The 15,480-nt window shown below is 59.0% G+C and carries 15 protein-coding genes; 12 read left to right on the top strand and 3 right to left on the bottom strand.

Features of this window, described 5'->3' with window-relative positions; translation table 11 throughout:
* The first annotated feature begins 276 nt into the window (after positions 1–276).
* The 6 genes from ssuE to KGA85_RS17910 all read left to right on the top strand — a co-directional run bounded on the left by ssuE (position 277) and on the right by KGA85_RS17910 (position 4,944).
* Positions 277–870: an NADPH-dependent FMN reductase gene (gene ssuE / locus KGA85_RS17885; RefSeq protein ID WP_007993145.1), complete on the top strand. Its 594-nt coding sequence runs from the start codon at positions 277–279 to the stop codon at positions 868–870.
* A gap of 90 nt (positions 871–960) precedes the next feature.
* The gene (locus tag KGA85_RS17890) at positions 961–1,926 is read left to right on the top strand and encodes a sulfonate ABC transporter substrate-binding protein (protein WP_223543283.1); all 966 of its coding nucleotides are present in this window, start codon (positions 961–963) and stop codon (positions 1,924–1,926) included.
* Between the two features lie 25 nt (positions 1,927–1,951).
* Positions 1,952–3,100, top strand: coding sequence for an FMNH2-dependent alkanesulfonate monooxygenase (gene ssuD / locus KGA85_RS17895; protein ID WP_090452041.1), 1,149 nt, complete (start codon positions 1,952–1,954; stop codon positions 3,098–3,100).
* A gap of 9 nt (positions 3,101–3,109) precedes the next feature.
* Positions 3,110–3,892 carry an aliphatic sulfonate ABC transporter permease SsuC gene (gene ssuC / locus KGA85_RS17900; RefSeq protein WP_223455491.1) on the top strand — a complete coding sequence of 261 codons (783 nt, stop codon included), beginning with the start codon at positions 3,110–3,112 and terminating at the stop codon, positions 3,890–3,892.
* Positions 3,889–4,695: an aliphatic sulfonates ABC transporter ATP-binding protein gene (ssuB, locus tag KGA85_RS17905; protein ID WP_223455492.1), complete on the top strand. Its 807-nt coding sequence runs from the start codon at positions 3,889–3,891 to the stop codon at positions 4,693–4,695. Before ssuC ends, ssuB begins: the two co-directional genes overlap by 4 nt.
* Positions 4,696–4,728: 33 nt before the next feature.
* A complete protein-coding gene (locus KGA85_RS17910; protein ID WP_007967989.1) occupies positions 4,729–4,944 on the top strand; it encodes a molybdopterin-binding protein in 216 nt (71 codons plus the stop codon).
* Between the two features lie 191 nt (positions 4,945–5,135).
* On the opposite strand, the gene KGA85_RS17915 is transcribed toward KGA85_RS17910, so the two are convergent.
* The 3 genes from KGA85_RS17915 to KGA85_RS17925 form a co-directional block, all read right to left on the bottom strand.
* Positions 5,136–5,774, bottom strand: a complete 639-nt coding sequence (locus KGA85_RS17915; RefSeq protein WP_223455867.1) for a TetR/AcrR family transcriptional regulator — start codon at positions 5,772–5,774, stop codon at positions 5,136–5,138.
* A gap of 91 nt (positions 5,775–5,865) precedes the next feature.
* The gene (locus KGA85_RS17920) at positions 5,866–6,618 is read right to left on the bottom strand and encodes a carbonic anhydrase (protein WP_223532983.1); all 753 of its coding nucleotides are present in this window, start codon (positions 6,616–6,618) and stop codon (positions 5,866–5,868) included.
* Positions 6,619–6,820: 202 nt separating this feature from the next.
* Positions 6,821–8,197 (bottom strand): glutamine synthetase family protein, encoded by a 1,377-nt coding sequence (locus tag KGA85_RS17925; RefSeq protein ID WP_223455869.1) that lies wholly within the window; start codon positions 8,195–8,197, stop codon positions 6,821–6,823.
* A 278-nt stretch (positions 8,198–8,475) separates the two neighbouring features.
* On the opposite strand from KGA85_RS17925, the gene KGA85_RS31450 reads away from it, so the two are divergent.
* From KGA85_RS31450 to KGA85_RS17950, 6 genes are all read left to right on the top strand, one after another.
* Positions 8,476–8,826, top strand: a complete 351-nt coding sequence (locus KGA85_RS31450; RefSeq protein ID WP_411741636.1) for a gamma-glutamyl-gamma-aminobutyrate hydrolase family protein — start codon at positions 8,476–8,478, stop codon at positions 8,824–8,826.
* A gap of 38 nt (positions 8,827–8,864) precedes the next feature.
* Entirely contained in the window at positions 8,865–10,223 is a 1,359-nt protein-coding gene (locus tag KGA85_RS17930) for a glutamine synthetase family protein (RefSeq protein ID WP_223455870.1), read from the top strand.
* Between the two features lie 59 nt (positions 10,224–10,282).
* Positions 10,283–11,647 carry an aspartate aminotransferase family protein gene (locus tag KGA85_RS17935; protein ID WP_223455871.1) on the top strand — a complete coding sequence of 455 codons (1,365 nt, stop codon included), beginning with the start codon at positions 10,283–10,285 and terminating at the stop codon, positions 11,645–11,647.
* A 188-nt stretch (positions 11,648–11,835) separates the two neighbouring features.
* Positions 11,836–12,948 carry a polyamine ABC transporter substrate-binding protein gene (locus KGA85_RS17940; protein WP_223455872.1) on the top strand — a complete coding sequence of 371 codons (1,113 nt, stop codon included), beginning with the start codon at positions 11,836–11,838 and terminating at the stop codon, positions 12,946–12,948.
* A gap of 188 nt (positions 12,949–13,136) precedes the next feature.
* A complete protein-coding gene (locus tag KGA85_RS17945; RefSeq protein ID WP_317850312.1) occupies positions 13,137–14,234 on the top strand; it encodes a polyamine ABC transporter substrate-binding protein in 1,098 nt (365 codons plus the stop codon).
* A 73-nt stretch (positions 14,235–14,307) separates the two neighbouring features.
* Positions 14,308–15,450, top strand: a complete 1,143-nt coding sequence (locus KGA85_RS17950; protein WP_223455873.1) for an ABC transporter ATP-binding protein — start codon at positions 14,308–14,310, stop codon at positions 15,448–15,450.
* Positions 15,451–15,480: the final 30 nt, after the last annotated feature.

Consider the following 15,480-nt stretch of genomic DNA (forward strand, 5'->3'; position numbering starts at 1 on the left):
GCGTGGTTTGATCGCTTGGGACTTCCACGTCTCTCCTGACCTCAATCCCTCGAACCGCCCGGTGCGGACCCGCATGCCGGGTGGTGTGGCAGGGGTACGGTCTATGAAGGCCGTCCCCTATGCCGATGCCTGGAAGAAACCGGTTTATATATTTCTTTAGCGAATAACCAAATGAATAAATATGATTTATGGATATATAAATCAGCTGTTAAGGTCACTCCATCGAAGCGAGATCGCAAGCCGCGAATCGCCAACACCGTGCAAGGAATCGTCTGAATGTTGGTTGTCTCACTCGGTGGCAGTCCCAGTCAGCGCTCTCGTTCCGGGGTGCTGCTGGATCGCTCCCAGCGTTGGTTGCAAGGGCAGGGCGTGGAAGTGGTGAGTTATCAGGTACGGGACTTCCCGGCCGAAGACTTGCTGCACGCACGCTTCGACAGCCCCAAGGTGATCGACCTGTTGCAACAGATTGAAAACGCCGATGGCCTGCTGATCGCCACACCGGTTTACAAGGCATCGTTTTCCGGAGCACTGAAAGTCGTGCTGGATCTGCTGCCCGAACGCGCCTTGAGCCACAAGGTGGTTTTGCCGATGGCCACTGGCGGCAGCATCGCTCACATGCTGGCGGTGGATTACGCGCTCAAGCCGGTGCTGTCGGCATTGAAGGCCCAGGAAATGCTGCAAGGCATTTTCGCCGTCGACAGCCAGATCGCCTACGGCGAAGGCAGCGCCCTGGCGCAGTTGGCGCCGGAGCTGGAACAACGACTGAATGAATCGCTGGAGCTGTTTTTCAGCGCCATGGCGCGACGGCCCAAGCCGCTCGATCCGAACCTGTTGAATGATCGCTTGTTGAGTGCTCGCTGGAGCATTTGAGCCTCACCGAAAAATTGAAGTACTGGCCTTACTCGCCCGCCAACGGGCAAGCAGGTGCAGCCAAAACCCAACTGCAAAAAGGAGAGCGCCATGCGCCCTGTCATTTTGCGTCGCGGTCTGGTCGCTCTGTTTGCTGCGGCTGTCACCTTCGGCGCCATTACTCAAGCTCAGGCCGAGACACTACGAATCGGCTATCAGAAATACGGCACCCTGGTGCTGCTCAAAGCCAAAGGCACCCTGGAAAAACGCCTCGCCGCCCAAGGCGTGGACGTGCAATGGACTGAATTCCCCGGTGGCCCGCAACTGCTTGAAGGCCTGAACGTCGGCTCCATCGACTTCGGTGTCACCGGTGAAACGCCTCCGGTGTTTGCCCAGGCAGCGGGTGCTGATCTGCTCTACGTCGCCTATGAACCGCCGGCGCCGCACAGTGAGGCGGTCCTGGTGCCGAAGGACTCGGTGATCAAGTCGGTGGCGGACCTCAAGGGCAAGAAAGTCGCGCTCAACAAGGGCTCCAACGTGCACTACCTGCTGGTGCGTGCGCTGGAAGACGCCGGCCTCAAATACACCGACATCCAGACCGTATTCCTGCCACCGGCCGATGCCCGCGCCGCGTTCGAGCGTGGCAGCGTCGACGCCTGGGTGATCTGGGACCCGTACCAGGCCGCCGCCGAACAACAGCTGCAAGCGCGCACCCTGCGCGATGGCCAGGGCATCGTCGACAACCATCAGTTCTACCTGGCGACCAAACCTTATGCGCAGAAAAATCCCGAGGTGATCAAGACCCTGGTGGAAGAAGTGCGCGCGGTGGGCGAGTGGTCCAGGGCTAACCCGCAAGAGGTGACTCAACAGGTTTCACCGCTGCTCGGCCTGCCAGCAGACATCACCCTGACCTCAGTGAAACGCCAGGGCTATGGCGCGCTGTTCCTCACCCCGGAAGTGGTCGCCGCACAGCAGAAAATCGCCGACAGCTTCTACCAGCTCAAATTGATTCCCAAGCAGTTGAGCATCAAAGACGTGATCTGGACGCCGCCGGCCGCCGTTGCCAAAGCCCAATAAATCGATTCCCCAAGGAGACCACTCCATGAGCCTCAATATTTTCTGGTTCCTGCCTACCCACGGCGACGGCCATTACCTTGGCACCGCCGAAGGCGCACGCGCCGTCGATCACGGTTACTTGCAACAAGTCGCACAGGCAGCGGATCGCCTGGGGTTCGGCGGGGTACTGATCCCTACCGGCCGTTCGTGCGAAGACTCGTGGCTGGTGGCGGCATCGCTGATTCCGGTGACCCAGCGCTTGAAGTTCCTTGTCGCCCTGCGCCCCGGGATCATTTCCCCGACGGTGGCGGCGCGACAGGCTGCGACCCTGGATCGACTGTCCGGCGGTCGTGCGCTGTTCAATCTGGTGACGGGCGGTGATCCGGAAGAGTTGGCGGGCGATGGACTGTTCCTCAGCCACGAAGAACGTTATCAGGCCTCGGTGGAATTCACCCGCATCTGGCGTCGGGTGCTGGAAGGCGAAACCGTCGATTACGACGGCCAGCACATCAGCGTGAAGGGGGCGAAATTGCTCTATCCGCCGATCCAGCAACCGCGTCCGCCGCTGTACTTCGGCGGTTCCTCGGAAGCCGCGCAGGACCTGGCCGCCGAACAGGTGGAAATGGTCCTGACCTGGGGCGAACCACCGGCCGCCGTCGCGGAAAAAATCGAACAGGTCCGAGCCAAGGCCGCCAAGCTCGGACGCACCGTGCGCTTCGGCATTCGCCTGCACGTGATCGTGCGCGAAACCAACGATGAAGCCTGGAAAGCCGCGGATCGGCTGATCTCCCATCTCGACGACGAGACCATCGCTCGTGCCCAGGCTTCGCTGGCGCGTTTCGATTCGGTCGGTCAGCAACGCATGGCCGCATTGCATGGCGGCAACCGAGACAACCTCGAAGTCAGCCCTAACCTGTGGGCCGGCGTCGGTCTGGTGCGCGGCGGTGCCGGTACGGCGCTGGTGGGCGATGGTCCGACCGTGGCCGCCCGCGTGAAGGAGTACGCGGACCTGGGCATCGATACCTTCATCTTCTCTGGTTATCCACACCTGGAAGAGTCGTACCGGGTGGCCGAGTTGCTGTTCCCGCACCTCGATGTCGAGCGTCCTGAACTGCCGAAGAGCGCCGGATACGTCAGCCCGTTCGGCGAGATGGTCGCCAACGACATTCTGCCCAAAGCCGCGTCCCAGAGCTGAGGCGCGGTCATGAAGAAAATCATCCACAGGCTGGCGCCCTGGGCGTTGCCGGTGTTGCTGCTGGCGGTGTGGCAGTTGAGTGTGTCGGCGGGCTGGTTGTCGACACGGATCCTGCCGGCACCCATTGCCGTGATCGAGGCCGGCGTGAGCCTGGTGCGCAGCGGCGAAATCTGGACACACCTGGCCATCAGTGGCTGGCGTGCCGCGCTGGGCTTCACCATCGGTGGCGGCATCGGCCTGACGCTTGGCTTCATCACCGGCCTGTCAAAGTGGGGCGAGCGCCTGCTCGACAGTTCGGTGCAGATGATCCGCAACGTGCCGCACCTGGCGCTGATTCCGCTGGTGATCCTGTGGTTCGGTATCGACGAGTCGGCGAAGATTTTCCTCGTGGCGCTGGGCACGTTGTTCCCGATCTACCTCAACACCTATCACGGCATCCGTAACGTCGACCCGGCGCTGGTGGAGATGTCGCGCAGTTACGGCTTGTCTGGTTTCGGTCTGTTCTGGCAGGTGATTCTGCCGGGGGCGCTGCCTTCGATTCTGGTCGGTGTGCGCTTCGCCCTGGGCTTCATGTGGCTGACATTGATCGTGGCGGAAACCATCTCCGCGAGTTCCGGCATCGGCTATCTGGCAATGAATGCCCGGGAATTCTTGCAGACCGACGTGGTGGTGCTGGCGATTCTGTTGTACGCGGTGCTCGGCAAACTGGCCGACCTCGCGGCCCGTGGACTTGAACGAGTGTGGCTGCGCTGGCACCCGGCGTATCAGGTTGCCAAGGGAGGTGCGGCATGATCGCGGAGCAACCTCCACGCCTGCTGCGCGGTATTCCGCTGGCGGTGCGCAAGCTCCAAAAAACCTTTGGCTCGCGGCGGGTGCTGCGCGAGATCGACCTGCACATTCCGGCGGGCCAGTTTGTCGCCGTGGTCGGTCGCAGTGGCTGCGGCAAAAGTACCTTGCTGCGCTTGCTCGCCGGCCTCGATCAACCAACCGGCGGCGAGTTGCTCGCCGGTGCCGCGCCATTGAGCGACGCGCGGGAGGACACGCGGCTGATGTTCCAGGAAGCGCGTTTGCTGCCTTGGAAAAAGATCATCGACAACGTCGGCCTGGGCCTCAAGGGTAACTGGCGGCCGCAAGCGCTTGAAGCCTTGGAAGCGGTGGGCCTGGCCGATCGCGCCCACGAGTGGCCGGCCGCGCTGTCCGGTGGACAGAAGCAACGCGTGGCTTTGGCCCGTGCGTTGATTCATCAGCCGCGCCTGCTGTTACTCGACGAACCCTTGGGGGCGCTGGATGCCCTGACCCGAATTGAAATGCAGCAACTGATCGAACGGCTCTGGCAACAGCACGGTTTCACGGTGTTGCTGGTGACCCATGACGTCAGTGAAGCGGTGGCGATTGCCGATCGGGTGATCCTGATCGAAGACGGCGAAGTCGGCCTCGACCTGCACGTGGAACTGCCGCGCCCTCGCGTTCGTGGCTCCCATCGGTTGGCGGCGCTGGAAACCGAAGTCCTCAATCGCGTGCTGGCGCTGCCCGGCCAACCGCCGGAACCGGAACCTGTTTCACCCTTGCCTACGCAATTGCGCTGGGCTCAATAACTCAAGTCTTACCCAACGACAGGAATCAACATCATGACGATCAAGGCCATCAACGTTCGCAACCAGTTCAAAGGCTCCATCAAGGAAATCGTCCTCGGCGACGTGCTCTCGGAAATCGACGTGCAAACCGCTTCCGGCATTGTCACTTCGGTGATCACCACGCGCTCGGTGAAAGAGCTGGAACTGGCGGTCGGCAGTGAAGTAATCGCGTTTGTGAAATCCACCGAGGTGTCGATCGCCAAATTGTAAGCCGTGTGCGTAAACAACAACCCCGAAGGGTTTGAGCCCTTCGGGGTTTTTTGTGCGTGTGTATCAGCGAGATTCGCGGCGCGGCCTTCGCGAGCAAGCCCGCTCCCACATTTGGAATGCATTCCCCTGTGGGAGTGGCGGTGCGACGATTCGACTTGCTCGCGAAGAGGCCGGTGTGACCAATAAATATCTCAGGCTGGAACGCTGCGCTTGGGCAGATACGGCGGCAAATACAACCCCACATAAGCATCAAATACCCGCATCCCTTCTTCAGCCATGCGCGGCGTAATCTGCCCGTGCTGCTGCACCGAGCGCGCATACACCCGGTCGCCCAGTTCCATGGCCAGGGCGAACACATCGATATCGCTCGGCAATGTCGGCAGCTCGAAGTGATGGTCGAACAACTTGTGCATCAGGTCGCCCAGTTCGATGTCGTGCTGGCGGTCGGCCTGGGTGACTTCGGTCAGGCCGTGCTGGGCCAGAATGAGTTGGCGGGCGGCGGCGTCCTCTGCGTAGATGTCGAGCATGCGTTGTTCCACCAGTCGCGACAGGTCGCGCCAGCCGTTCAAGGCGAGGTGATCGATGGGGGCTTGCAGGCAGGCGCGGAAGGCGGCATGGACGTCGGCGGTCAAGGCTTCAAGCAACGCCGGTACGCTGGCGAAGAAGTGGTAGACCGAGGAGGGCGGAATCTCCGCGCGCTCGGCGACGCTGTAGATCGACAGACTGGCCACACCCTCGGCGGCCAACAACGTGCGGGCCGCATCGAGTATCGAATCGATCCGGGCCTGGCTGCGTGCGCGGGGTTTGCGGGGGGTGGCTACGCGTGTCATGTAAGTCTCCTGCGGGGCAGCGGGCATTGTACGAGGCAGGTGGCACCTTGTCTGTATGGGCTCCGCTGCCCAGCCCGGCGATCAAAACCGCTTAGCCACCGACGTGTACACTCCGGCCGTTCAAGGGTTGAACCGGGCGTGCATTCATTGGATACAGCGCCTGGAACGCCTCCAATTGCGCTCGCGACAATTGCACCGCAGTGGTCAGCACATTCCAGCGCACGCCTTCGGTACAAGGGGGGGTTGTCAGGGAGCCCATGTAGAAATAGGCGTTGAGGTTCGCAGGTAGTAGTTGGGCAACGTTTACCGTGTCCAGATGCGCACTACCGCCCGTGTGCTTTGGCATGGCTGCCAGGATTGGCTCCAGGGTCGGATTGTGTGCACCCTCTTCAAACAGCAAGGCCACCACGGCCAGTTCGCCTGCAGAGTTGCGGTGAACCAGATGCGCGTCCAGAGGATAGGTGCGCCCCTGGATCATTTCTTCACTTGGCGTATGAAAATGTATTTGCACGAATGAGTAGTGACCGGAGTCCAGGGTGATAACTCCGGCGTCGACCGGCGTTACCTGAATTGTATGGCCGTTGTTCGACACTGTGGCTTTGCTTGGCTGATAAGTAACGTTCAGGGTCTTAAAGTCAGTATTGATCGCGTCACGAATATCGATAGGCGACTGTGTCTTACCCGATGAGCAGAGACTGTACTCGCTTTTCAGTTCACCCCAGTTTTGTGGACCGGTGGGGGCGGAATAGCTCCATGCGGGCGTGTCACCGGCTGCTGCCAAGGCAGTCGAGCACAAACCGGCGACAATCAGAGTGATGGTTGCGCCCAATAGTTGTTTTTTCATAGTCGTTCTCATACGCGGGTAGGAAAACGGGAAGAATCCCGGCATCCGGAGTGTGAGGTTGTGGTCAGGGTGCAGATGTAGTCAGTGTCTGGCGAATCCGTAGGAATTTTCCTTGGTTCTGCTAACAAGCATTTCATAACAAATGGCGAGCAAAAAAAACGCCGCCGGCTGTGAGGCCGGCGGCGTTTTTTACTGCAACCGCTTACACGGTATGCAGGTACCAGTTGTACTCGAGGTCGGAGATGGAGTGTTCGAACTCCTCCAGCTCGCTCTCTTTACAGGCCACGAAAATATCGATGTATTTCGGATCGATGTACTTGGCCATGACTTCGCTGTCGTCCAGCTCGCGCAGTGCATCACGCAGGTTGTTCGGCAGGCTCTGCTCGTTCTGCTCGTAGCTGTTGCCTTCGACCGGGGCGCCAGGCTCGATCTTGTTGGTCAGGCCGTGGTGCACGCCCGCCAAAACCGAAGCCATCAGCAGGTACGGGTTGGCATCGGCGCCGGCTACACGATGCTCGATGCGCACGGCGTCGGAGGAACCGGTCGGTACGCGAATCGCCACAGTGCGGTTATCCAGGCCCCAGCACGGCGAGTTCGGCACGTAGAACTGTGCGCCGAAACGACGGTACGAGTTGACGTTCGGGCAGAGGAAGGCCATCTGCGCCGGTAGGGTCTCGAGCACACCGCCGATCGCGTGACGCAGTGCGGCGTTCTGCTCGGGATCCTCACTGGCAAAAATGTTCTTGCCGTCTTTGTCGAGAATCGAGATGTGGACGTGCAGACCATTACCCGCCTGGCCTGGGTAAGGCTTGGCCATGAAGGTGGTGTCCATTTCATGGTCGTAGGCGATGTTCTTGATCAGGCGCTTGAGCAGGACCGCGTAGTCGCAGGCCTTGATCGGGTCAGCCACGTGGTGCAGGTTCACTTCGAACTGCGCCGGGGCACTTTCCTTGACGATGGCGTCGGCCGGAATGCCTTGCTCTTTTGCACCTTCCAGAATGTCCTGGAGGCAGTCGACGTATTCGTCGAGGTCGTCGATCAGGTAGACCTGTGTCGAGTGCGGACGTTTGCCGGAAACCGGCGAGCGAGGTGGTTGCGGACGACCGTTCACGTTCTCCTGGTCGATCAGGTAGAACTCCAGTTCGAACGCGGCGCAGATGGTCAGGCCCATTTCGTCGAACTTGCGTACCACATTGGCCAGCACTTCACGCGGGTCGGCGAAGAATGGCTCGCCTTCGAGTTCGTGCATGGTCATCAACAGTTGCGCGGTCGGGCGCTTCTGCCATGGCTCGTTGCATAGGGTATCGGGGATTGGATAGCAGATTCGGTCAGCATCACCGATGTCCAGGCCCAGGCCGGTGCTTTCCACCGTCGAGCCATTGATATCCAGAGCAAATAAAGAGGCCGGCAGGTTGATGCCTTTCTCGTAAACCTTGTGGAGGCTGGTGCGTTCAATGCGCTTGCCGCGCACCACACCATTCATATCCGCAATCAGAAGGTCAACGTACAGAACCTCAGGATGTTCCTTAAGGAACGCGTTCGCTTCGTTAAGCTGAACGGCACGCGGGGGTACCGACATGATGCAACACCTTTGTTGTTAAAAATATCAATCATTGATCTTTTCAGATTCCAGTCAACCCGAACGGCATGCCGAAGTCAAGCGAGGCCTTTTTTGCCCTAAAAAAGCACTCGTGTGGCTTTTTTGAGGCACTTTGGGGCGTTTTTATGCCCTTGGCCTCTATGGCGCCCGCAGGCTTGAGCGGGCCGTGTTGTATTTTTTACGGGGGTGTTGTGTAAAAAAATGAACAAGGCTAAGCTCGAATCAAACCCATAACAGCAATAATACCGGGGTGCTTCATGTCTCGCCTGCCGATAATCGGCGTCACCGACTGCTCAAGACAGGTCGGTCGGCATGTTTATCACAACAGTGATGACACGTCCGTCCGTTCCGTGGCCTCAGCGGTTCCGGTGATCCTCCCATCCGTGACGGTTCGACCGTCCCCGTCCGATATTCTGGACGGTCGCGATGGCACCCCCATTACGGTTACTCCATTCAATATAGAACCGATTCACAATAGCGGCCTGACCATCGTTCAGGGCACCGCTCGCGATTCTGCACGCCCGGCCTCTGCAGCCGTGTTGGCAAGCACGATAATCTGCCGCGCAAACGCTCTACAACGCGACGCCGATGCGTCAAACAACGCCTGACCTTAAAACGGTCAGACAACTCAAGCCTAGAGGCATTTATGAGTAACAACCTCGACCAGCTCACCGATTGGTTGAAAAACCACAAGATCACAGAAGTCGAATGCATGATCGCCGACTTGACCGGGATTACCCGGGGCAAGATTTCGCCGACCAACAAATTCATCGCCGAAAAAGGCATGCGCCTGCCAGAAAGTGTGCTGTTGCAGACCGTGACCGGCGATTACGTCGAAGACGACATCTATTACGAACTGCTCGACCCGGCCGACATCGACATGATCTGCCGTCCCGACCAGGGCGCGGTGTACCTGGTGCCGTGGGCCATCGAGCCGACCGCCATCGTCATCCACGATACCTACGACAAGCAAGGCAACCCGATCGAGCTGTCGCCGCGTAACGTGCTCAAGAAAGTCCTGAAACTCTATTCCGACAAAGGCTGGCAGCCGATCGTGGCGCCGGAAATGGAGTTTTACCTGACCAAGCGCAGTGACGACCCTGACTACCCGTTGCAGCCGCCGATCGGCCGCTCCGGTCGCCCGGAAACCGGTCGTCAGTCGTTCTCCATTGAAGCGGCGAACGAATTCGATCCGCTGTTCGAAGACGTCTACGACTGGTGTGAACTGCAGGACCTGGACCTCGATACGCTGATCCACGAGGACGGCACGGCGCAGATGGAAATCAACTTCCGTCACGGTGATGCCCTGTCCCTGGCCGACCAGATCCTGGTGTTCAAGCGCACCATGCGCGAGGCCGCGCTCAAGCACAACGTCGCTGCGACCTTCATGGCCAAGCCGATGACCGGCGAGCCGGGCAGTGCCATGCACTTGCACCAGAGCATCATCGACATCGAGACCGGCAAGAACATCTTCTCTAATGAAGACGGGACCATGAGCCAGTTGTTCCTGCACCACATCGGTGGTTTGCAGAAACTCATTCCCGAGCTGTTGCCGCTGTTCGCACCCAACGTCAACTCGTTCCGCCGCTTCCTGCCGGATACCTCGGCGCCGGTGAACGTGGAGTGGGGCGAAGAGAACCGCACCGTGGGCCTGCGGGTGCCGGATGCGGGGCCGCAAAACCGTCGGGTGGAAAACCGCCTGCCGGGCGCCGATGCCAACCCGTACCTGGCGATTGCCGCGAGCCTGCTCTGCGGTTACATCGGCATGGTCGAAGGCCTGAACCCGAGTGCGCCGGTGGTGGGGCGTGGCTATGAACGCCGCAACCTGCGCCTGCCGCTGACCATCGAAGACGCGCTGGAACGCATGGAAAACAGCGCAACCATCGAGCGGTACCTGGGCAAAAATTTCATCACTGGCTACGTTGCGGTCAAGCGGGCCGAGCATGAAAACTTCAAGCGCGTGATCAGTTCGTGGGAAAGGGAATTCCTGCTCTTTGCCGTCTGATACGCCGGGCGCCACCGCTGTCTGGTGGCGCTTTCACCTGATTTTTTTAGGAGATTCGTATGACCAGCAACAATCCGCAAACCCGTGAATGGCAAATCCTGAGCAATGACCACCACCTGGCTCCGTTCAGCGACTTCAAGCAGCTGAAAGAGAAAGGCCCGCGGATCATCACCAACGCCAAGGGCGTTTACCTCTGGGATAGCGAAGGCAACAAGATCCTCGACGGCATGGCCGGCCTGTGGTGTGTCGCGATTGGTTATGGTCGCGATGAACTGGCCGATGCCGCCAGCAAACAGATGCGCGAACTGCCGTACTACAACCTGTTCTTCCAGACCGCGCACCCGCCGGTACTGGAACTGGCCAAGGCCATCGCCGACATCGCGCCAGAAGGCATGAACCATGTGTTCTTCACCGGTTCCGGCTCCGAAGGCAACGACACCATGCTGCGCATGGTTCGTCACTACTGGGCGATCAAGGGCCAGCCGAACAAGAAAGTCATCATCAGCCGCAAGAACGGCTATCACGGTTCCACCGTGGCCGGCGCGAGCCTGGGCGGCATGACCTACATGCATGAACAGGGCGACTTGCCGATCCCGGGCATCGTCCACATTGCCCAGCCGTACTGGTTCGCCGAAGGCGGCGACATGACCCCGGAAGAATTCGGTATCTGGGCGGCCAACCAGTTGGAAGAAAAGATTCTGGAAGTCGGCGTCGACAACGTCGGTGCCTTTATTGCCGAGCCGATCCAGGGTGCCGGTGGCGTGATCATTCCGCCAGAGACCTACTGGCCGCGCATCAAGGAAATCCTCGCCAAGTACGACATTCTGTTCGTGGCTGACGAAGTGATTTGCGGTTTCGGCCGTACCGGCGAGTGGTTCGGTGCCGATTTCTACGACCTCAAGCCAGACATGATGACCATCGCCAAGGGCCTGACCTCGGGCTACATCCCGATGGGCGGCCTGATCGTGCGTGATGAAGTGGTGGACGTGCTCAATGAGGGCGGCGACTTCAACCACGGTTTCACCTACTCCGGGCACCCGGTGGCGGCGGCTGTGGGGCTGGAAAACATCCGTATCCTGCGCGACGAAAAAATTGTCGAGCGCGTGAAGTCAGAAACGGCACCGTATTTGCAAAAGCGTCTGCGGGAACTGAACGATCACCCGCTGGTGGGTGAAGTTCGTGGGGTTGGGCTGTTGGGGGCCATCGAACTGGTCCAGGACAAGGCCACGCGCAAGCGTTACGAGGGCAAGGGCGTCGGCATGATCTGCCGTCAGTTCTGCTTCGATAACGGCCTGATCATGCGTGCCGTCGGCGACACCATGATCATCGCTCCGCCACTGGTGATTACACCGGCGGAAATCGATGAGCTGGTGACCAAGGCTCGCAAGTGTCTTGACCTGACCCTGAGTGCATTGCAGGGCTAAGTGCTAGGCTCTGAGCGGAAGTCCAAAGTTCTGCATATGAAGTAGGAACTTTCGCTCAGAACTGTCAGAAAGCGTGGCCGTTTCCTTGAAAGACCGATGTGGATCTTGCCAGACTAGCCGCGGTTCCAGTTGCCCGGGTTCGGTCGCTGAACAAGTGGTTCAAAAAAGAAAAATTTGGAGCATTACGCATGAAGGCACTAGGTAAAAAGCTCGCTGGCAAGACTCTGCTTGCCATGTCCGTGATGGGTTTGATGGCGGGCGCGGTTCAGGCCGATAACAAAGTACTGCACGTGTACAACTGGTCCGACTACATCGCACCGGACACCGTCAAGAAGTTTGAAGACGAGTCGGGCATCAAGGTTGTCTATGACGTCTTCGACAGCAACGAAACCCTGGAAGCCAAGTTGCTGGCAGGCAAGTCCGGTTACGACATCGTTGTACCGTCGAACAACTTCCTGGCCAAGCAGATCAAGGCTGGCGTCTACCAGAAGCTGGACAAGTCCAAGCTGCCTAACTGGAAGAACCTGAACACCGACCTGCTCAAGGCCGTCTCGGTCAGCGACCCGGGCAACGAGCACGCCTTCCCGTACATGTGGGGCTCGATCGGTATCGGCTTCAACGCCGAGAAAGTCAAGGCTGCACTGGGTGCCGACGCACCGACCGATTCATGGGACCTGATCTTCAAGCCTGAAAACGCCGCCAAGCTGAAGGCGTGCGGGATCAGCCTGCTGGACTCGCCAACCGAGATGATTCCGGTGGCGTTGCACTACCTGGGCCTGCCAACCGACAGCCAGAAGAAAGAAGACATCGACAAGGCCGAAGCGCTGATCATGAAGGTCCGTCCTTCGATCGCCTACTTCCACTCGTCCAAGTACATCTCCGACCTCGCCAACGGCAACATCTGCGTAGCCGTGGGTTACTCGGGTGACATTTACCAGGCCAAGTCCCGTGCTGCTGAAGCCGGCGACAAGGTGAAAGTCAGCTACAACATTCCGAAAGAAGGTGCCGGCAGCTTCTACGACATGGTCGCCATCCCTAAAGATGCCGAAAACGTCGAAGGTGCCTACAAGTTCATGACCTTCCTGCAGAAGCCGGAAATCATGGCTGAAATTACCAACGCCGTACGCTTCCCGAACGGTAACGCGGCCGCCACTCCGTTGGTTGATAAAGAAATCACCGCTGACCCGGGTATTTACCCGCCAGCGGACGTGCTGGCCAAGCTGTACGCGATTGCCGACTTGCCGGCCGCGACCCAGCGGATCATGACCCGCAGCTGGACCAAGATAAAATCCGGTAAATAAGCCGGTTTGATGCAACAACCTGTTGTCGTCACCCGCGCGGTGGCGACAACAGGTGTAATTAAATGACAGAAAGTTTTGCTGGAACGGTTTTTCGAGGGTAAGTTGCGCGCCGGTTTTGTTGCCGGGCAACCTCGGTTGTCATGTAGCGCGGGGCAACTTGGGCCCAACTAATTTCAGAGGACCTCCACTTGCCTATTTTTTCTTTCTTGCGCAATGCCATGCTGGTCGGCGCCGGGCTGACGATTGCTGTCAGTGTCCAGGCCGCCGGCACCGTGCATATTTATAACTGGTCGGACTACATCGGCGAGACCACCCTGGCTGATTTCCAGAAAGAGACCGGTATCAAGCCGGTTTATGACGTCTTCGATTCCAACGAAACCCTGGAAGGTAAATTGCTGGCCGGGCGTACCGGCTACGACGTGGTCGTGCCGTCGAACCACTTCCTTGGCAAACAGATCAAGGCCGGAGCATTCCAGAAGCTCGACAAGTCGCAGCTAGCGAACTATTCGAACCTCGACCCGGTGCTGCTCAAGCGTCTGGAACAGAACGATCCGGGCAACCTGTACGCCGTGCCGTACCTGTGGGGCACCAACGGTATCGGTTACAACGTCGACAAGGTCAAGGCTGTGCTGGGCGTCGACAAGATCGATTCCTGGGGCGTCTTGTTCGAGCCGGAAAACATCAAGAAACTGCACAGCTGTGGCGTCGCGTTCCTCGATTCCGCCGATGAAATGATGCCGACAGTGCTCAACTACATTGGCCTGAATGCCAACAGCACCAACCCTGAAGATTACAAAAAGGCCGAAGATAAGTTGCTGGCCGTGCGGCCTTACGTGACCTACTTCCACTCCTCCAAGTACATCGCGGATCTGGCCAACGGCGATATCTGCGTGGCGATCGGTTTCTCCGGCGACATCTTCCAGGCCAAGAACCGCGCCGAAGAAGCCAAGAAAGGCGTGAACATCGCCTACTCGATTCCCAAGGAAGGCGGCGCGCTCTGGTTCGACATGCTGGCGATTCCGAAAGACTCGGCCAACGTCAAGCAGGCCAACGCTTTCATCAACTATTTACTGAAGCCTGAGGTGATTGCCCAGGTCAGTGATTACGTCGGCTATGCCAACCCTAACCCGGGTTCGGACAAACTGATGGAACAGTCCATTCGCACCGACGAAGCGGTGTATCCACCGCAAGCGGTACTCGACAAGACCTACGTGTCGGTCGAGTTACCACCGAACATTCAACGTTTGATGACCCGCAGCTGGACCAAGGTCAAGTCGGGTAAATAGCTTCAAGGCTCAAACTATCCAAGGTTGGCTCACCTTGAGCGAACTGCACTCTTTTTTTCTGGGAGTTTCGTAAATGGCAGTTGCCTCCGGCGCCTATAAGAAAGCCCTCGAGGGCGACCAGCAACCTAAACAGGTGCTGGTCAAAATCGACCGGGTCACGAAGAAGTTCGACGAGACGATTGCCGTGGACGATGTGTCCCTGGAAATCAAGAAAGGCGAAATTTTCGCCCTGCTCGGCGGTTCGGGATCGGGCAAATCCACTTTGCTGCGCATGCTCGCAGGTTTCGAACGGCCCACGGAGGGACGCATTTTCCTCGATGGCGTAGACATCACTGACATGCCGCCCTACGAGCGGCCGATCAACATGATGTTTCAGTCCTACGCCTTGTTCCCGCACATGACCGTGGCGCAGAACATCGCCTTCGGCCTCAAGCAGGACAAGATCCCGGCCGCTGAAGTCGACGCCCGCGTGGCCGACATGCTCAAGCTGGTACAGATGAGCCAGTACGCCAAGCGCAAGCCGCATCAGTTGTCCGGTGGCCAGCGTCAGCGCGTGGCCCTGGCCCGTTCCCTGGCCAAGCGACCGAAGCTGTTGCTGCTCGACGAACCGATGGGTGCGCTGGACAAGAAGCTGCGTTCGCAAATGCAGCTGGAGCTGGTGGAGATCATCGAGCGCGTCGGCGTAACCTGCGTCATGGTGACCCACGACCAGGAAGAGGCCATGACCATGGCCGAGCGCATCGCGATCATGCACCTGGGCTGGATCGCCCAGATCGGCAGCCCGATCGACATTTACGAAACCCCGACCAGCCGCCTGGTCTGCGAATTCATCGGTAACGTGAACATCTTCGAAGGCGAAGTGATCGACGACGCCGAAGGCCACGCGACCATTACCTGCAAGGACCTGGATCGTCAGATCTACGTCGGTCACGGCATCAGCACCTCGGTGCAGGACAAGTCGGTCACCTACGCGATCCGTCCGGAAAAACTGCTGGTCACCGCCGACATGCCGACCTGCCAGTACAACTGGTCCAGCGGCAAGGTCCACGACATCGCCTACCTGGGCGGGCACTCGGTGTTCTACGTCGAACTGCCAAGCGGCAAGCTGGTGCAGTCGTTCGTGGCCAACGCCGAGCGTCGCGGGCAGCGTCCGACCTGGGGTGATCAGGTCTATGTGTACTGGGAAGACGACAGCGGCGTGGTGCTTCGCTCATGAACATGCGCAAATTCAAACGTCGACTCAATC

The organism is Pseudomonas sp. GL-B-12 (genome assembly GCF_019955895.1).
Taxonomy (GTDB): Bacteria; Pseudomonadota; Gammaproteobacteria; order Pseudomonadales; family Pseudomonadaceae; genus Aquipseudomonas.